The 18,231-nt window shown below is 59.8% G+C and carries 15 protein-coding genes; 11 read left to right on the top strand and 4 right to left on the bottom strand.

What is annotated here, in order from left to right:
* Window positions 1-2 precede the first annotated feature (2 nt).
* Window positions 3-1,214 carry a helix-turn-helix domain-containing protein gene (locus V6N02_RS05455; RefSeq protein WP_371224478.1) on the top strand — a complete coding sequence of 404 codons (1,212 nt, stop codon included), beginning with the start codon at window positions 3-5 and terminating at the stop codon, window positions 1,212-1,214.
* A gap of 77 nt (window positions 1,215-1,291) precedes the next feature.
* Window positions 1,292-2,422, top strand: a complete 1,131-nt coding sequence (ispG, locus tag V6N02_RS05450; protein WP_371224477.1) for a flavodoxin-dependent (E)-4-hydroxy-3-methylbut-2-enyl-diphosphate synthase — start codon at window positions 1,292-1,294, stop codon at window positions 2,420-2,422.
* A 12-nt stretch (window positions 2,423-2,434) separates the two neighbouring features.
* On the opposite strand, the gene V6N02_RS05445 is transcribed toward ispG, so the two are convergent.
* Window positions 2,435-3,184, bottom strand: a complete 750-nt coding sequence (locus V6N02_RS05445; protein ID WP_371224476.1) for a DsbA family protein — start codon at window positions 3,182-3,184, stop codon at window positions 2,435-2,437.
* Between the two features lie 18 nt (window positions 3,185-3,202).
* Complete coding sequence (locus V6N02_RS05440; protein WP_371224475.1) at window positions 3,203-4,528, bottom strand: M48 family metalloprotease; 1,326 nt, start codon at window positions 4,526-4,528, stop codon at window positions 3,203-3,205.
* A gap of 59 nt (window positions 4,529-4,587) precedes the next feature.
* Here V6N02_RS05440 and V6N02_RS05435 point away from each other — a divergent pair, with 59 nt between their 5' ends.
* The 9 genes from V6N02_RS05435 to V6N02_RS05395 all read left to right on the top strand — a co-directional run bounded on the left by V6N02_RS05435 (window position 4,588) and on the right by V6N02_RS05395 (window position 16,802).
* A complete protein-coding gene (locus V6N02_RS05435; protein ID WP_371224473.1) occupies window positions 4,588-5,736 on the top strand; it encodes a pyridoxal phosphate-dependent aminotransferase in 1,149 nt (382 codons plus the stop codon).
* A gap of 117 nt (window positions 5,737-5,853) precedes the next feature.
* Window positions 5,854-7,053, top strand: a complete 1,200-nt coding sequence (locus V6N02_RS05430) for an N-acetylmuramoyl-L-alanine amidase (RefSeq protein WP_371224573.1) — start codon at window positions 5,854-5,856, stop codon at window positions 7,051-7,053.
* A gap of 94 nt (window positions 7,054-7,147) precedes the next feature.
* Window positions 7,148-9,664 (top strand): penicillin-binding protein 1A, encoded by a 2,517-nt coding sequence (locus V6N02_RS05425; protein ID WP_371224472.1) that lies wholly within the window; start codon window positions 7,148-7,150, stop codon window positions 9,662-9,664.
* A gap of 47 nt (window positions 9,665-9,711) precedes the next feature.
* Complete coding sequence (locus V6N02_RS05420; RefSeq protein WP_371224471.1) at window positions 9,712-10,440, top strand: hypothetical protein; 729 nt, start codon at window positions 9,712-9,714, stop codon at window positions 10,438-10,440.
* A 79-nt stretch (window positions 10,441-10,519) separates the two neighbouring features.
* Window positions 10,520-11,644 (top strand): peptide chain release factor 2, encoded by a 1,125-nt coding sequence (prfB, locus tag V6N02_RS05415; RefSeq protein WP_371224470.1) that lies wholly within the window; start codon window positions 10,520-10,522, stop codon window positions 11,642-11,644.
* A 43-nt stretch (window positions 11,645-11,687) separates the two neighbouring features.
* Window positions 11,688-13,097 (top strand): amidase, encoded by a 1,410-nt coding sequence (locus V6N02_RS05410; protein ID WP_371224469.1) that lies wholly within the window; start codon window positions 11,688-11,690, stop codon window positions 13,095-13,097.
* Window positions 13,098-13,165: 68 nt separating this feature from the next.
* A complete protein-coding gene (locus V6N02_RS05405) occupies window positions 13,166-13,963 on the top strand; it encodes a DUF2189 domain-containing protein (RefSeq protein ID WP_371224468.1) in 798 nt (265 codons plus the stop codon).
* Between the two features lie 164 nt (window positions 13,964-14,127).
* Window positions 14,128-15,159 carry a universal stress protein gene (locus V6N02_RS05400; protein ID WP_371224467.1) on the top strand — a complete coding sequence of 344 codons (1,032 nt, stop codon included), beginning with the start codon at window positions 14,128-14,130 and terminating at the stop codon, window positions 15,157-15,159.
* Between the two features lie 218 nt (window positions 15,160-15,377).
* On the top strand, window positions 15,378-16,802 hold the full coding sequence (locus tag V6N02_RS05395) for an aldehyde dehydrogenase family protein (protein WP_371224466.1): 1,425 nt from the start codon (window positions 15,378-15,380) through the stop codon (window positions 16,800-16,802).
* A 70-nt stretch (window positions 16,803-16,872) separates the two neighbouring features.
* Here the strand turns inward: V6N02_RS05395 and V6N02_RS05390 are convergent, their stop codons facing one another.
* Window positions 16,873-18,057: a vWA domain-containing protein gene (locus V6N02_RS05390; RefSeq protein WP_371224465.1), complete on the bottom strand. Its 1,185-nt coding sequence runs from the start codon at window positions 18,055-18,057 to the stop codon at window positions 16,873-16,875.
* A gap of 5 nt (window positions 18,058-18,062) precedes the next feature.
* Window positions 18,063-18,230: a hypothetical protein gene (locus V6N02_RS05385; protein ID WP_371224464.1), complete on the bottom strand. Its 168-nt coding sequence runs from the start codon at window positions 18,228-18,230 to the stop codon at window positions 18,063-18,065.
* Between the last annotated feature and the right edge of the window lies 1 nt (window position 18,231).

Below are 18,231 nucleotides of genomic sequence, written 5' to 3'. Positions count from 1 at the left end.
GGATGATTGGGCGTCTATCCAAGCGCAAGGAAGCGATCGAAGAGGTTGAACCCAAAGGGTTCGACGATTTCGACCTGCGCCTTGGAGATGTGATGCGCGGAGAGCGCGCGACGCTTGGCAAATCCCTTCTCGACGTCGAACGAGAGCTGCGTATCAAGGCCAGCTATATCGCCGCGATTGAGAACTCTGACCCGGATGCCTTTGATACACCTGGGTTTATTCCGGGCTATGTCCGCTCTTACGCACGCTACCTGAACATGGACCCGGACAAGGCGTTCCGCTCGTTCTGCGTGGAAAGCGGCTTTTCGATTGCCCATGGCATGTCGGCCGAAGCCTCGTCGATCCGCAAGGCGGATGATCCCATTCGCCGCAAGGCGCGTGATGCCGATCCCCTGATGGCCCCCAACACCCCGTTCCTGCCAGCCTCGGAAAGCTTCCTTGCGCGGATCGAACCGGGTGCGATTGGGTCTGTTGCCGTCCTGATCGCGCTGATCGGCGCGATTGGCTATGGCGGCTACAGCGTTCTCAACGAAGTGCAACAGGTGCAACTGGCCCCGGTGGAGAACACGCCCGACGTTCTGGCGGATCTTGATCCTCTGGCCGGGATGAGTGTTCAGAACGAAGACGTGATCGACATCGAAACGGTAACGGCGTTCCAGGCACCGGCCACCGATGGTCTTGATCGCCTTTATCGCCCCGAGGCGCTGGATGTGCCGGTTATGGTGGCCCGTGATGCGCCTATTTCGACGCTGGACCCGTCCCGCGTGGGGGCGTTGAACAACGGAGTGCCGCAGGCCGATCGTGACAGCGACACCACCGTGTTGCTGGCCGAAGACACGAGTGAGATCCCGCCTTCGGTGACACCCCAGGTGCTTGAAGATTTCCCGCCGGAATTGCGCATCGTGGCGGTACGCCCGGCCTGGGTGCGCGTCACTGCGGCGGATGGCAGTTCGATCTTCGAAGGCGTGATGAACGCCGGCGACAGCTATGATGTGCCTGCGACGGAAGAACCACCCACATTGCGGGTGGGCGAATCCGGAGCGATCTATTTTGCCATGAATGGCGATCATTACGGGCCCGTCGGGCCCAGCGGATCGGTCACGTCGAACGTGCCGTTGGCGTCGACCACCTTGGCGGAACTCTATACCGTGGCCGATATCTCTCAGGATCGCGATCTGGAACGCTATGTGGCTGAGTTGAAGCTGGGTCAATAAGCCCCTGTCTTGCAATTGCCCCACGGGGCCTGCTGTCCTATCTTACTTAAAACGAGCTTCATCGAGGTGTCCTTGCGATGACCCACAATCCCATTCGTCCCTGGCGTAACATCGACCGTCGCGAAAGCCGCCAGATCCATGTTGGGCCTGTCCCTGTGGGCGGGGGCGCACCGATCAGCGTGCAGACCATGACCAACACCGACACCACCGATGTGGCTGCCACGGTGGCGCAGGTGCAGGCCGCTGCCGATGCTGGTGCGGATATCGTGCGTGTTTCGGTTCCGGACGAAGCCAGCTCTAAAGCCCTGAAAGATATCGTAAAAGAATCGCCCGTGCCGATCGTGGCAGATATTCATTTCCATTACCGCCGCGGGATTGAGGCGGCCGAGGCGGGCGCGGCCTGCCTGCGCATCAACCCCGGAAATATCGGCAGCGAAGAGCGCGTGAAAGAGGTGATCAACGCCGCCCGCGATCATGGCTGCTCGATGCGGATCGGCGTAAATGCCGGGTCCTTGGAAAAGCACCTTCTGGACAAATATGGCGAGCCGTGTCCGGATGCGATGGTGGAATCCGGTCTCGATCACATCCGTATCCTGCAGGACCATGATTTCCACGAATTCAAGATCAGCGTGAAGGCCAGCGACGTGTTTATGGCCGCCGCTGCCTATCAGCAACTGGCCGATGCGACCGACGCCCCCATCCATCTTGGGATTACTGAGGCGGGGGCCTACACCACCGGAACGGTGAAATCGGCCATTGGATTGGGCAACCTGCTGTGGATGGGGATTGGTGACACGATCCGCGTGAGCCTGTCTGCCGATCCGGTGGAAGAGATCAAGGTGGGCTATGAGATTTTGAAGGCGCTTGGCCTGCGCCATCGCGGTGTGAACATCATCAGCTGTCCGTCCTGCGCGCGGCAGGGGTTCAACGTGATTAAAACCGTTGAAACGCTGGAAAAACGGCTGGAGCATATCAAGACCCCGATGAGCCTGAGCATCATCGGTTGCGTGGTGAACGGCCCCGGCGAGGCGCTGATGACCGATGTCGGCTTTACCGGAGGTGGGGCCGGCAGCGGTATGGTGTACTTGGCGGGCAAGGCCAGCCACAAGATGTCAAACGATCAAATGATCGACCATATTGTCGAAGAGGTCGAAAAACGCGCCGCCGAGATAGATGCAGGAGCGAGCGAGGCCCACGCGGCCGAGTAACGGTGCCTTTATTTACTGGCTGCGGATTTCCTCGGCCAGCTGCATCATCCCCTCAAGTGGCAGGTAGCCGCGCAGCATCTGATCGTTCATCACGAAAGACGGTGTGCCCGAGATTTGCAATCTCTGACCCAGCTGTCGATTCTGTGTGATCACTTCGGTGACCTCATCGCTGCTCATATGGTCCAGAATGGCGGCGCCATCCAGACCCAGCGTATCCGCGACGCGCGACAGGGACGTTTCATTGATCGGGCCGGTGAAGGCCATCAGCGTGTCATGGGCGGCCTTGTAGGCGTCCTCGCCAGCCAGCTGCTGCGTGGCGATTGCAAACCGTGCCGACAGTTCACTTTCCTCACCCAGAATTGGGAACTCTTTGAGAATAAGGCGAATATTGCCATCCTGCTCGATCAGCTGCTCGACTTCTTCAAAGGCACGGCGGCAATAGCCACAGCGGTAATCCATGAACTCGACCAGCGTGATGTCGCCCTCGGGGTTGCCGCCCACCCATGAGTATCCATCGTTGAACAGGGCATCAGTGTTGGCTTGCACCAGTTCGTTATCGTTCTCCGCCTGTGCCGCCTGTTCACGCTGTTCCAGAACCGCAACGGCCTCCATGATCACCTCGGGGTTTTCCAACAGGTAATTGCGGATTTCGGTGCGGAAACTGTCGCGTTCGGCATCGCTCATGTTGTCCAGATCAAAGGCCTGTGCGGGCAGGGCCAGGCAAAGGGCCGTGGCCGTGGCAGTCAGAGAAAGGCGGGTCATCGACAGGTGTCTCCGTTGTTATTTTTTTCGGGCGGCAGCTTGGGATGCAGAAAGCACATCCTGCGCGCGCTGCCAAGCGGCGGATCCGCGGGGTAAGAGGTCCGAGGCGCGTTGGGCGTGAATCCCGGCATCTTTCAGCCGACCGCCCATCGCGTATCGCTCGGCGGTCAGAACCGAGGCCATGCCGTTATTGCCCAGCTTGGCATTTGCCGCGGCCAGATCACGCAGAACACGGCCATCTCGACCGTCTCTTGCGCGCGCGTTTTCAAGGATTTGCGCGGCTTTCTTAACCTGTCCATCGGCCAAGAGCGCCCGGCCATAAGCGCCCAGGATCAGGGCGTTGTTGGGATTGAGGTTGGTAGCCCGGGCATAGGCCGAAACCGCCGGTTTGACCTGACGGCTTTCCATCAGGATTTGTCCTCGCAATTCGTGCAGGTAAGGGTCGTTTGGCCGCAGGCTGATGGCTTTGTCGATGGCGGGCAGCGATTTGCGCAGGTTCGACTGGCGATGATAGGCCACGGCCTGACGCATCAGTTTGATATCCTGATAGCCAAACTCACCCGCCCGGCGCAGCGTCCATTTGGGTGAGCGTTGGAAGGCCGACAATTTGGATTTGGCCCGGGCGAACCAGTAGTCGTAAGTGGGATTGTCGCGTTTGCGATCCGCATAGCCCGCCGCCAGCCGTTGCAGCACGCGGTAGCGATCCGCCGACAGCGGGTGCGTGCGGGCATAGGCATCGCGGCGGCTGACCGATAGGGCTTCTTGTCCGCGGAAAATATCCATGACCTGAACAGCACCTTGCGGGTCGATTCCGGCATTCGCCATATATCGCATCCCCGATTGGTCGGCGGCACTTTCCTCGGCCCGTGTATGGGCGAAAAGCTGACGCAGGGCCGAGGATTGCGCGCCCAAGGCCGCTGCGGCACCGATCTCGCCCCGGCCCGTCGCTGCACCTGCCGCGGCCCCCAAGACAGCGCCGATACCGGCTGCCGTGCGGGCATTGCGGACCGCGATGGGCCGGCGCACCAGGTGGCCATTGGCGATATGGGCTGCCTCATGCGCGATCACCGATTGCAGCATCGCGGCATTGTCCATTTTCAGGATCAGACCGGAATGGATGAAGATGGCGTTACGATCCACCACGAAGGCATTGAGGCTGCGATCGTCAATGATCAGGATATCGGTGCGTGACGGGCTAAGCCCGGCGGCCTTCAGCACAGGCGCGGAGAGCTGTTTCAACGCATATTCAATATCCGGATCGCGCAACAAGGTCAGTGCGCGCGCCGGAGCGCCAGCCACCAGCATAAGGATCGCGGCAATCAGGGTGAGGCGAAGAAGGTGCATTGACTGGTCCGGCTAATCAAGGTGAAACGGGCGTGCCCACCCAACTTAGGAACAAACATATGCGAAACTCAAGCCGCGGCCAGGTTGATCCCTTCATTGTGATGGACGTGATGGAGGCGGCCCGCGCTGCCGAGGCCGCCGGACGCCACATTATTCACATGGAGGTGGGGCAACCGGGAACGCCCGCGCCACAAGGTGCGCGCGATGCGTTGGCGCGGCAGATGAACGATGATCCGATGGGGTATACGGTCGCTTTGGGCCTGCCCGCACTGCGCGCGCGGATCGCCCGGCTTTATCAGCAGTGGTACGGGATTGATCTGAACCCCGAGCGGGTGATTGTCACCTCGGGCTCATCGGGGGCGTTCATTCTGGCCTTTACCGCCTTGTTTGATACGGGTGACCGGGTCGGGATCGGCGCGCCGGGCTATCCGAGCTACCGTCAGATCCTGCGCGCCCTTGACCTGGTGCCGGTGGATATCGAAACCGCAGCGGAGAACCGTTTGCAACCCGTTCCCGGCGATCTGGAGGGGCGCGATCTGAAGGGGTTGATGGTGGCCAGCCCGGCCAATCCCAGCGGCACGATGCTGGGCCATGATCAGATGCGGGGGTTGATCGAGGTTTGCGCCGGGCAGGGGGCCAGTTTCATCAGTGACGAGATTTATCACGGGATCGAGTATGAGGCAAAAGCTGTCAGCGCGCTGGAGATCAGCGACGAGGTCTACGTCATCAACTCGTTTTCCAAGTATTTCAGCATGACCGGCTGGCGTGTTGGTTGGATGGTTGTGCCCGAGGACCATGTGCGCGGGATTGAGCGTCTGGCGCAGAACCTGTTTATCTGCCCACCGCATGCCAGCCAGGTGGCCGCTCTTGCCGCGATGGAATGTACTGGTGAGCTTGAGGCGAACATGGCCGTCTACCGCGCCAATCGTGCGCTGATGCTGGACGGGTTGCCCAAGGCCGGGTTTACCAAGATTGCCCCACCGGATGGGGCGTTTTATGTCTATGCGGACGTGTCGGACATCACCGAGGACAGCTGTGCCTTTGCCGCCGAGATTTTGGAACAGGCTGGCGTGGCGGTGACACCGGGATTGGATTTTGACCCGGTGCGCGGCCATCGCACGCTCCGGTTTTCCTATGCGCGCGCGACCGCAGATATCGAGGAAGGTCTGGCAAGATTGAGGGCTTTTATGGAGGCACGCTCAAAGTGAAGTCACAGCCCGGTTAACAGGCCGCAGGCCCTCGCCATTTACCAAGTTCTTTGTCGCGCGACTCTTTTGAGGGTGATATACCCTGTTCAAACAGACCGGATACCGGCGGTGAGCAGTATGATCTTTCGAGCTTTGGCAATGATGCTGAGCCTGTGCGGCGCAGGGGCGTTTGCGCAGGATTTCAGCGGTTTGGCACGACTGGACCAGGCAAATTCGTCGATCACCGATACCCGTGGCGGCATTGCGCTGGAATTCACTCTGAGCCAGGGGGTGCCTTACCGGCTGTTCACCCTCTCTGAACCGGAACGGCTGGTGCTGGATTTTCGCGAGATTGACTGGAGCGGAACTGACACCGGGGCCCTGGATCAGAGCGAAAGCGTCAGCGCGGTACGTGTTGGTGCGTTCGGCCCTGGATGGTCGCGCATGGTGGTCGATCTGGGCGGGCCTTTCATGCTGCAGACTGCGGATATGGATATCGATGCCGAAACGGGCCGCGCGCTGTTGCGCGTGGATCTGAGCCGGACCAGCGTCGAGGAATTTGCCGCCCTTGCCGGGGCCCCCGAGGGTGCCATTTGGGGGGGCGACACCGCCGCGCAGGTGACAGCGAAGCCCGAGCGGTTCACCATTGTGCTGGACCCGGGCCATGGCGGTATTGATCCCGGGGCGGATCAGGGTGGGGTTCTGGAAAAAGACCTGATGCTGACATTTGCCTTTGAGTTACAAGAACTTCTGGTCCGCTCGGGCGATGTGGATGTGATCCTGACCCGCACGGATGATCGGTTCGTGTCGCTGGACCGCCGCGTTGCCATCGCCCATCAACTGCAGGCCGATCTGTTTCTCAGCCTCCATGCCGACGCCCTAAGCGAAGGGCACGCCCACGGCGCCACCGTTTATACCCTATCGCGACAAGCCTCGGACAAGGCCAGCGCGGCACTGGCAGAGCGGCATGACCGCGCTGATATTCTGGCCGGGGTCGACCTGAGCGGGCAGGATGACGTGGTGGCGGATGTATTGATTGATCTGTCCCGTCAGGAAACCCAGCCGCGCGCCGAGCGGCTGGCCGAGGCGCTGCGATTGGGTATCAAGCAACGTCAGTTGAAGCTGAACACGCGTCCCATGCGTTCGGCCGGATTCTCGGTGCTGAAATCACCCAATGTGCCTTCTGTTCTTTTGGAGCTGGGGTTTTTGTCCAGCGAAAAGGACCGCACCAATATCCAGAACCCGGAATGGCGCGCAGCGATGGCGGCCAGTATTCGCGATGCGATCTTCGCCTGGCGTCAGGCGGATGAGGCGACGGCCGATCTGGTGCGGCAATGAAGATGCGCGGAAAGCGGCACATTTCCCCGTTATTGTGTTTTGACGCCGCAAGCCCCGATGCCTATATGAACCATATCGTTTACCGGGGGTTTTCGTGTTACGCGCCATACTGACATTTTTCGGCACATTGTTCAGCCTTCTGACGCTGGGCGTGATGCTGATCGCGCTGAGTATCGGTGCGGTCTTCTATATCTATGGCAAGGACCTGCCCAGCCACGAAAGCCTGGCCAATTACACGCCCCCGACGATCAGCCGGATCTATTCCGGGCAGGGGCGGATCATCGACGAGTTTTCCACCGAACGCCGCCTGTTCACCCCGGCCGAGGATATTCCGCCCCTGGTCAAGAACGCGTTTATCTCGGCCGAAGACAAGAATTTTTACAACCACGCCGGCTATGATGCGCGCGGGATCGCAGCGGCCTTTGTCGAAGCGGTTCGAACGCGGGGCCAGACGGTGCGCGGTGCCTCAACCATCACGCAGCAGGTGATGAAGAACTTCCTGCTCAGCGGGGACCGGCGGATCGAGCGCAAGATCAAAGAGATCATTCTGGCCACGCGGATCGAGGACACGCTGGACAAAGAGGCGATCCTTGAACTGTATCTGAACGAGATTTTCCTGGGCCAGAACAGCTATGGCGTGGCGGCCGCCGCGCAGACCTATTTCAATAAACCCTTAAGTGAACTGGCCCCGCATGAGGCGGCGTTCCTGGCCACGATGCCCAAAGCGCCTTCGGATTATCACCCGGTCCGCCAGAAAGACCGCCTGCGCGCGCGGCGCGACTTTGTTCTCGAAGAGATGAAGGAGAACGGGTATCTGACCCAGGCCGAGTACGAGGTCGAAGTGGCGCAGCCGGTCCGCTCGGTCCAGAACGGCGATTTTGAGCCTTTCGCCCAGTCCCTGCCACCGCGCGATTATTTTACCGATGAAATCCGCCGTCAGCTGAGCCGCGATTTCGGTGAAGGCGAGTTCTTTACCGGCGGTCTGGCGGTGCGCGCGACGATTGATCCGGAAATGCAGGAGGTTGCGGCGCAATCCCTGCAGCTTCAGCTTGAGATTTATGACCGGGGCCGTGGCCGTTGGCGGGGTACGGGCGAAAAGCTGCCTCCCGAGGCGCTGGAAAGCGAAGCGGCATGGCGCGCGGCCTTGGCCGAGGTCGAGGTGTCGCGCGATGTTAATCTGAACGGCAAATGGCATCCTGCCGTGGTTCTGGAGATCGGCGATCAGCAAATGCGCATCGGCATCGAGGGGGTCGAGGAAACCGAGGCAGAACCTCACGTGGTGCCGCGCAAGGACATTGGCTGGCTGCCCGGCAGTTTCCAGGACGAGTTCGAGGTCGGCGATGTGGTGCATGTGCGCCGGATGACCGATGATGGGGCGTTTGTGCGCTGGACCTTGCGGCAGGTGCCCGAAGTGCAGGGCGGTTTTGTCGCGATGGACGTGCATACCGGCCGCGTGATCGCCATGCAGGGCGGGTTTTCCTATCAGCATTCGGTCTTTAACCGCGCCACGCAGGCGCAACGTCAGCCCGGCTCGAGCTTCAAACCGTTCGTTTACGCGGCAGCATTGGACAGCGGCTATACACCCGCCACAATCGTGGTCGACGCCCCGATCGAAATCAACACGCCGCAAGGCCTGTGGCGGCCGCGCAATTCGTCCAACAAGTTCTATGGGCCCACGCCCCTGCGTACGGGGATCGAACAGTCCCGGAACCTGATGACCATCCGTCTGGCGCAAGAGGTCGGCATGGATGTGGTTGCCGATTATGCCGAACGCTTTGGCGTTTATGACAACATGCGCCGGTTCCTGGCCAACTCGCTGGGGTCCGAGGAAACCACGCTTTACAAGATGGTGGCCGCCTATGCGATGTTCGCCAATGGCGGGGAGCGGATCGAGCCGACCCTGGTGGACCGCGTGCAGGACCGTTATGGCAAGACCGTCTATCGCCATGATCAGCGTGAGTGTACCGATTGTGACGTTGCCGATATCGCCGAAAACCGTGGTCCGCGGATCGTCTCGAACCGCAAACGGGTGATGGATGCGGTGACGGCCTATCAGCTGACCTCGATGATGCGCGGCGTTGTCGAACGCGGCACGGCCTCGGCCCATGTTAAATTGCCGGTGCCCGTGGCGGGCAAGACCGGGACCACCAACGAGGCGCGGGACGTGTGGTTCGTTGGCTTTACCAGCAATATCGTTGCCGGGTGTTACATCGGCTTTGACCAACCCCGCCCGATGGGGCGTGGCGCTTATGGTGGCACCATGTGTGGCCCGGTGTTCCAACGGTTCATGACCGAGGCCACGCAGAAATACGGGGGCGGCAAGTTCGCCGTGCCCGAGGGCTGCGAGTTCATCAAGATCGACCGCTTTACCGGCGCGCGCCTGTCCAGCGATGCCAGCGGCAACTATGTTGTCTCCGAGTGTTTCCGCGAGGGCGAAGAGTTCATGTTCGGCATCATGTTCGATGGCGGCTTTGCCATGGGCGACGATCTGGAATTGTTCAGCTCGGGCGAAACCGAAGTGATCCGGGAAATCACCACCTCGACCGGCGACACCGCGACAGTGGGCGAGAAAGCGACCTTTGGGTCGATCAGCTCGGGTGGGTTGTACTGAGCAGGGCTGCAATCCGCCCCTTCCGGGGAATAGATAGGACCGCACCGATGAAATCCTTTTGGACAGCCTGTCTTGTTCTAATGGTCATGTCGTCCAATGGCGCAGTCCGCGCGTCTGAAATTGATGCCTGCTATGGCGAAACGCTGGAAATACAAATCCACATGTTCGCGCCGGATCAACCCAATGGCGGGGAAGTGATCATGTCGCTGCCCAACCCAGCCTCATGGACATTGATCGCGCGCGATGGTCGGGGATCATTGCATGATGCCGGATGTCAGGAGGAGCCGGTGCCAGTCAGCCAGGCCTACTCATCCGGTATGCAGCACAAATTCGCGGTTGCATTAAAAAAGGCGGGTGCCCCGCGTGCCTTGGAGGGTGGGGTTGCTTTAACTTTGATTGGTGGATTGAGGCAATCGGTTTCAGAGGGGCTCTATAAAGGAAACTATCTTCCAGACAGCGAATGGCTTCCGGTCGCAAATGGATTTCGTCGGCTGAATTCCAAGGGTGATCGGCTGATTATGTCTTACCATGGACGTCGTTTCGCCGCTGGGACTTTCTATTTCCCCGATCACTACCTGGCACCGCAAGGTCATCCAATTAGCGCACGTTGTAGCTGGTTTGGATTTTGCCAAGTGGACTACCGCCTGCACGAACGGCTTGGAGTGAGATACAAGTTTCGCAGTTCCGTAGATTACGACACCAGATGGATTCCACAGGATCAGGCTCTGCGGGCATTGATCAACAGCTGGGTTGTCTCGCCAGTTGCCACTGAATAGAGCGTCCGAACTGGTCAAATGCTTGCCCGACTGTTGGGCCTGCGCTATCACCCAAGTCTGAGCAGACCGGGATCGAATAATGCGCGCTGAAATCCAGACCCTGATGGGCGAAATCGAAACCTCGCTGGAGCTTTTGCGCCAGCGGATGGATTGGGAGACCGCGCCGCATCGCTTGGAAGAGTTCAACGCGCGGGTCGAGGACCCGAACCTGTGGGACGATCCGGCCAAGGCGCAGAAGCTGATGCGCGAGCGTCAGTCGCTGGTTGATGCGATGGAAACCCACGATTCCATCAAGCAAGAGCTGTCCGACAATGCCGAATTGATCGAGATGGGCGAGATGGAAGACGACGCCGAGGTTGTTGAAGAGGCCGAAAACGCCATGCGCGCATTGGCCAAGAAAGCGGCGGCGAAAGAGCTTGAGGCGCTGTTGAACGGCGAGGCGGATGCCAATGACACCTTCCTTGAAATCAATGCCGGGGCTGGGGGCACGGAAAGCTGTGACTGGGCCTCGATGCTGGCACGGATGTATGTCCGCTGGGCCGAGAAACGCGGCTACACGGTCGAGCTGCAATCCGAACAATCCGGCGACGAGGCGGGCATCAAATCGGCCGCCTACAAGATCAGCGGGCACAACGCCTATGGCTGGTTGAAATCCGAAAGCGGCGTGCACCGCCTTGTCCGGATCAGCCCGTTTGATAGCGCGGCCAAGCGGCACACGTCGTTCTGTTCGGTCTGGGTTTATCCCGTGGTGGACGATGATATCGAAATCGAGGTGAACCCCAACGATATCCGCCTTGATACCTATCGCAGTTCCGGCGCGGGCGGTCAGCACGTCAACAAAACCGACTCGGCGGTGCGGATCACCCACCATCCCACCGGGATCGTCGTGACAAGCTCGGAGAAATCCCAGCACCAGAACCGCGATATTGCCATGAAGGCGCTGAAATCGCGGCTTTATCAGCTGGAACTGGATAAACGCAATCAGGCGATCAACGAGGCGCATGAGGCGAAGGGGGATGCCGGGTGGGGCAACCAGATCCGCTCTTACGTGCTGCAGCCCTACCAGATGGTCAAAGACCTGCGTACCAGCGTCGAAACCTCCGACACCAAAGGCGTGCTGGACGGGGATCTGGATCAGTTCATGGCCGCCACGCTGGCGATGGATGTGAGTGGCAAAAGCCGGGCCGAGGCGCAGGGCGAGTAAACCCGCCCTTGCATCGCCACGCCCCGTGAGGCCAGATAGGCCCATGTCAGACAGTCTTACCATGAATGCTGCCGATCAGGTTGCTGCGATGACCTCGGGGCAGTTGAGCGCCGAGGCGGTGATGCAGGCCACGCTGGAACGGATTGCCGAAGTGAACCCTTCGGTCAATGCCATCGTGTCGCTGCGCGGCGAGGCCGAATTGCTGGCCGAGGCCCGCGCGGTGGATCAGGGCGATGCCCTTGGACCGCTGCACGGTTTGCCGATTGCGATCAAAGACCTGGCCGATGCCAGGGGGCTGCCGACGTCGATGGGTTCGCCCTCGTTCGCCGGTCAGATCGCCGATCAGGACAGTCTTCATGTCGCTCGTATCCGCGCCGCCGGGGCGATTATCATTGGCAAGACCAACACGCCCGAATTTGGCCTTGGCAGCCATACTTACAACCCCGTTCATGGCACCACGCTGAACCCCTATGACCGCTCGGTCACCTGTGGCGGGTCCAGTGGCGGGGCGGCGGTGGCGCTGGCAACCGGTATGCTGTCCATCGCCGATGGGTCGGACATGATGGGGTCTCTGCGCAACCCGGCGGGGTGGAACAACGTCTATGGCATGCGGCCCAGCTGGGGCAGGGTGCCGGACACGCCCGAGGGCGATACGTTCCTGCACCGGCTATCGACCAATGGCCCGATGGCGCGCTGCCCGTCTGATTTGGCGCTGCTGCTGGATGTGATGGCCGGGCCGGACCCGCGCCAGCCGGGCGGGCTGCCCGGGGAAAAGATTGGCGGCTTGAGTGGCGATGTCACGGGCAAGCGCATAGGCTGGTTGGCGGATTGGGGCGGGGCATTGCCCTATGAAGACGGGATTTTGCCGCTCTGTGAGGACGCGCTGGACGTGTTTCACGAGCTTGGCTGTGAGGTTGAACCGCTGGCCCCGCCGTTCTCGCGCGATGCGCTTTGGGACAGCTGGACCACTTTGCGCAGCTTCAGCGTGGCCACCGGGCTGGCGCCGCTGATGGACAACCAGGAAACCCGTGGACAGCTGAAATCCGAAGCGATCTGGGAGGCCGAGCGCGGCCTGGCCATGAGCGCGATGGAGGTGCAGCGCGCCAGCGTCATTCGATCGGAATGGTTTACCCATGTCGCGGGTTTGTTTGAGCGGTTCGATGCGCTGGCCCTGCCCATGGCACAGGTCTGGCCCTTCCCGGTTGAAACGACATGGCCGCGCAACGTGGCCGGGGTCGAAATGGACACGTATCACCGCTGGATGGAATGCGTGATCCCGGTCAGCCTGATTGGATTGCCTGCCGTTTCTGTGCCCGCCGGGTTTGGGTCGCGCGGCCTGCCCATGGGTGTGCAATTGGCCGGGGCTTATGGCAATGACCGCGCTGTTCTGGAACTGGCCGAGGCCTATCACCGTGCCACGGATTGGCCGGGTCAACGTCCGCCACCGCTTTGATCCAATTCACTTAAACCGTTGCGCATGGGCGTTGCGTTGCTAAGCTATGCGCAACGGGAGGACCTAAGATGAAAGAGCCAAGAGCGCGCGAACACGGCGTGCCGCCCTTGGGGCGCGTGGAGTTTTCAATGATGGGCGAGGCGTTGCGCCGGGGCTGGGCCGATATCCGGCGTGCGCCGGGATATGCCGTTGTCTTTGCAGGGTTTTACGTGGTGTTCGGCTGGATCATGTTGTCGATCACCTGGATCACCGGGCACAGTTATTGGCTGATCTTTGCCGCCGTTGGCTTTCCATTGATCGGGCCGTTTGCAGCCGTTGGCCTTTATGAGGTCTCAAACCGCTTGCACAGAGGCTGGCCACTGGAATGGAAGGGGATTTTCGGGATCATCTTTTATCAGGGCCGCCGCCAGCTGCCGTCGATCTGCGTGATCATCATCATGGTATTCCTGTTCTGGTTCTTCCTGGCGCATATGATCTTTGCTCTGTTCCTTGGCTTTTCGACAATGACAAATATTTCAAGTAGTTACGAGGTGTACTTTACGTCGCAAGGTCTAAGCATGCTGACCGTGGGCACCGTGGTGGGCGGGTTGTTTGCCCTGTTGCTTTACATGATCACGGTGCTGTCCCTGCCGATGCTGCTGGACCGTGAGATCGACTTTGTCTCGGCCATGATTGCCAGCTTTGGCACCGTGATGGGCAATCCCGGTCCGATGCTGGCCTGGGGGATATTCATCGCTGTGCTGACCTTTCTGGCAATGGTGCCAATGTTTCTGGGACTGTTTCTGGTGTTGCCTCTGCTGGGTTATGCGACCTGGCATCTTTATCACCTGATCAAGATGGCGGGTGAGGCCAAGGCCGAGGGCTAGCGTTTCAGGCACGATTGCCGCGTCGAGCCTGCATGACTTGGATTGACCAATATCAAAACGCAGGCCGCCCGGACGCATTAAACTGATTATGCGTTGCCTGCAGCGCACGAGATGCTTGCCTCAAACGGGAATCCTTACGTATCGCATGACCAAGGAGATAACCAATGTTACGAACAATTGTGACTCCGATAGATGGTTCCAAACACGCACAGCTGGCGTTGGATTTGGCGACAAACCTTGCCGCCAGATATGAAGCCCGATTGGTTTTGATTAACGCTGCAGTCGGGGACGAAGACGTGCCTGAAGAACGTTACAACGCCGCCTCAAGAGAGCTGAGCGACGCCGAGGCAGATGGTCTGGATACCGGAGTTCCGCCGCACAGGTCACATTACCTGAGGGTTATCGGCTTTCTTGGAAAGTCCCTGCTTGAGAGTGCGAAACAACAAGCCGAAGACAAAGGCGTGAAAGAGGTCGAAACGGTTATCGCCCTGGGTGGCGCGGGCGAGCAGATCCTCCATCACGTGGAACGCACATCTGCCGATCTGATCGTGATGGGCAGTCGCGGTTTTAGCGAGTTGAAGGGCCTGGTTCTTGGCAGTGTTTCGCAAAAAGTGCTTGAGTACGCGCCATGCCCCTGTCTGACCGTTCATCGCAAGGGGGAAGAAAGCGGCGCACTTGAAGTCAAACGCATCCTCGTGGCCACAGATGGATCGGTTGCTGCGGATCGTGCGGTCGCGCTGGCAAGCGACGTTGCCAGCCGGTTGGGGGCAGAGCTTGTTCTTCAATACGTGATGTGGCGCGGGCCCTTGCTTGAGCAATTGCGCGCCACCGTGGACACCAGTGCGCTCAGCCAGACGGCCCGCGATGAGCTTGACCCGAAGAAAAACCCCATTGCCGAGCGCGCGGGTAGCGCGTTTTTCCCACCCGTTGTCTCGAAAGAGACCCTGATCGAAATCGGTGAGCAGGTTCTTGATCGTGGACGAAATATCGCCGAGGCAAAGAACGTTGGGAAGACGGAGCTGATCCTGCTGGACGGCGACCCGGCGCGAAAGATCGTGCAGACGGCCAAACATGGAGAGATCGACCTGGTCGTGCTTGGAAGTCGCGGGTTGGGGACCGGGGAAAGCCTGCTTCATGGCAGCGTGTCCTACAAGGTGAGCCATTCTGCCCCGTGCAGTTGCATGGTCGTTCGATAGGGTCCAACGCCACCGGGCGGTCGATTGTTCGCTGGGTGGGGCAGGGTGTCAGCTTGAAGAACGCGTGAAATAGCGGCTTAGTGTCTCATACGGCTAAGACGCTGTCTGTTTGTGTTCAGTATGGCCTTTAAATCGCGCCTTTACGATACATACTCAAGTTGAAGCCCTCAGCTTTCGCCAGGTGTGCAGAGAGGCAACCCCCAGATAGGATGATCAGGATGGAAAACTGGAAGAAGTTCTTTATAGGCGGCAAATGGGTCGATCCCATCGAAAGCACCGATTTTGACGTCATTCACCCCGGCAATGAGGAGGTCATTGCGACCATCGCGCTTGGATCGAAGGCGGATGTTGATGCGGCGACCGCCGCGGCCAAAGAGGCATTCAAGACATGGCAATTCAGCACGGTTGATGAGCGTGTTGCGCTGCTGGAACGCATGATTGTGGCCTATGAAAAGCGCGCCGAGGAATTCATCAGGGTCATGTCGCACGAGATGGGCACGACGATTTCGTTTTCGCGCGATGTGCATATGCCCGTGGGTGTTGGTCATATGGAGGCCGCTATCGAGGCGCTCAAGGCCCATGAATTCGAGCGCCCGTCGCTGAGAGGGGGATCTACCCTTGTCGATGAACCGGTGGGCGTCGTGGGCATGATCACCCCCTGGAACTGGCCTGTGAACCAGGTGATGATCAAGGTCGCGCCAGCCTTGGCCGCCGGCTGTACCATCGTGTTGAAGCCCAGCGAGTATTCACCGCTGAGTTCCATCATGCTGGCCGAGGTGATTGAAGAGGCGGGCTGTCCGCCCGGTGTCTTCAACATGATCAACGGCGATGGCCCGACCGTGGGCGAGGCGATTTCGACCCATCCGGATATCGACATGGTGTCGTTCACAGGCTCGACCCGTGCTGGCAAGGCGGTGACCAAGGCAGCGGCGGACACGATCAAACGCGTCACGCTGGAGCTGGGCGGGAAATCCCCTAACCTGTTGTTTGCAGATGCAGATCTGGAAGAAGCCGCGCAGATTTCTGTCGACAGCTGTTTCATCAACAATGGCCAGTCCTGCGATGCCGCCTCGCGGCTGTTGGTTGAGCGCAGTGTTTATGACAAGGTGGTCGATCTGGTGACGGATATCGTGGAAAACACCAAGGTGGATGACCCGATGAAAGAGGGCGATCACGTTGGTCCGGTCGTCAACAAAACCCAGTATGAGAACATTCAGCGTTTGATTCAGGCCGGCATCGACGATGGCGCGCGTCTGGCGGCAGGGGGGCTTGGGCGGCCGCAGGGCTTTAACGCGGGCTACTATGTGCGTCCGACGCTGTTTACGGATGTGAACAACGACATGACCATTGCCCGCCAAGAGGTGTTTGGCCCGGTGCTGACCGTGCTGCCGTTCGACACCGAAGACGAGGCCGTCGAGATCGCAAATGACACACCTTATGGGCTGGCTGCCTACATCCAATCGACGGACAAGGACCGGATCCACAGGGTCAGCCGTAAGCTGCGCGCGGGTGTTGTGAACGTAAACGGCAATGCTGGGGATTATGACGTGCCGTTTGGCGGCTATAAGGAATCCGGCAATGGCCGTGAGGCAGGGCCCATGGGCTTCCATGAGTATCTTGAGACGAAAGCCATCACAATCTGACGCTGGCTTGAGGTAAGGACCGCCAGTATCTGCGTTTTTCAGCGGATATTGGCGGTTCAGCCATTCAGCTTCAGCGCACCAGTTCTTTCATCCCACGCTCAAGACCTTCCAAGGTCATCGGGACCATCTGATCCTCGAAAATCTCGCGGATCATCTGGATCGACTGGGTGTAGCTCCAGCTGCGCTCGGGCACCGGGTTGATCCACAGATGCGCGGGCCAGGCCTCGCGGGCGCGCTGCAGCCAGACCTGTCCGGCCTCTTCGTTCCAGTGTTCATTGGCGCCACCGGCATAGGCGATCTCGTAAGGGGACATGCTGGCGTCACCGACAAAGATACATTTGTAATCCGGCCCGTAGGTGTTCAGCACTTCCCAGGTCGGGGTCACCTCGTTCCAGCGGCGGCGATTGTCGCGCCACACGCCCTCATAGAGGCAGTTGTGGAAATAGTAGGATTCCAGATGCTTGAACTCGGCGCGGGCGGCGGAAAACAGTTCTTCCACCACTTTGACATGCGGGTCCATTGACCCCCCGGCATCAAGGAACAGCAGCACTTTGACCGCATTGCGCCGCTCGGGGCGGGTTTTGACATCGAGATAGCCATGCTCGGCGGTGGCGCGGATGGTGCCATCGAGGTCCAACTCGTCCGCAGCGCCATCGCGCGCCCATTGGCGCAGACGTTTCAGGGCGACCTTGATGTTGCGGGTGCCCAGCTCGACCGTGTCGTCAAAGTTGCGGAACTCACGCTTGTCCCAGACCTTCACAGCGCGTTGGTGGCGGGATTCGTTTTGCCCGATGCGCACGCCTTCGGGGTTGTAGCCATAGGCCCCGAAAGGGGAGGTGCCGGCTGTCCCGATCCATTTGTTGCCGCCCTGATGGCGGCCCTGCTGTTCCTTCAGCCGCTCTTTCAGCGTCTCCATCAGCTTGTCGAAACCGCCCAAGGCCTCGATCTCGGCCTTCTCCTCGGCGCTCAGATGCTTTTCGGCCATCTTTTCCAGCCAGTCGGCGGGCAGATCAACGGCCTCCAGAACCTGCTCGGGGCTGATCGCTTCAAGCCCCTCGAAACTGGCGGCAAAGGCACGATCGAACCGGTCGATCATCCGCTCGTCTTTGACCATGGCCGAGCGGGCGAGATAGTAGAAGCCTTCGATCTCGTAGGTGACAAGGCCTTTGCCCATTGCCTCAAGAAAGGTGAGGTACTCGCGCAAGGAAACAGGGATGCCGGAGTTTCGCAGGTTTTCGAAAAACGGCAGGAACATCGCGCTTAGACCGACAGGCGGTGAATGATCAGCGTGATGAACAGGCCCGCCAATGCAAACATCAGCGCGTAGACAAAGGCATATTGCAGGATATCAGCGGTGCGCCCCTTGCGACGGCGCGCCAGTAAGCCGCCGGTGAACGCGCCCAGAATGGCCCCAAACAAAACGATCATA

The sequence above is a fragment of the Roseovarius conchicola genome (assembly GCF_041403425.1).
GTDB lineage: Bacteria > Pseudomonadota > Alphaproteobacteria > Rhodobacterales > Rhodobacteraceae > Roseovarius > Roseovarius conchicola.
Note: the sequence above shows the minus strand (reverse complement) of the source record. Positions and strands in the feature narration are given on the sequence as shown.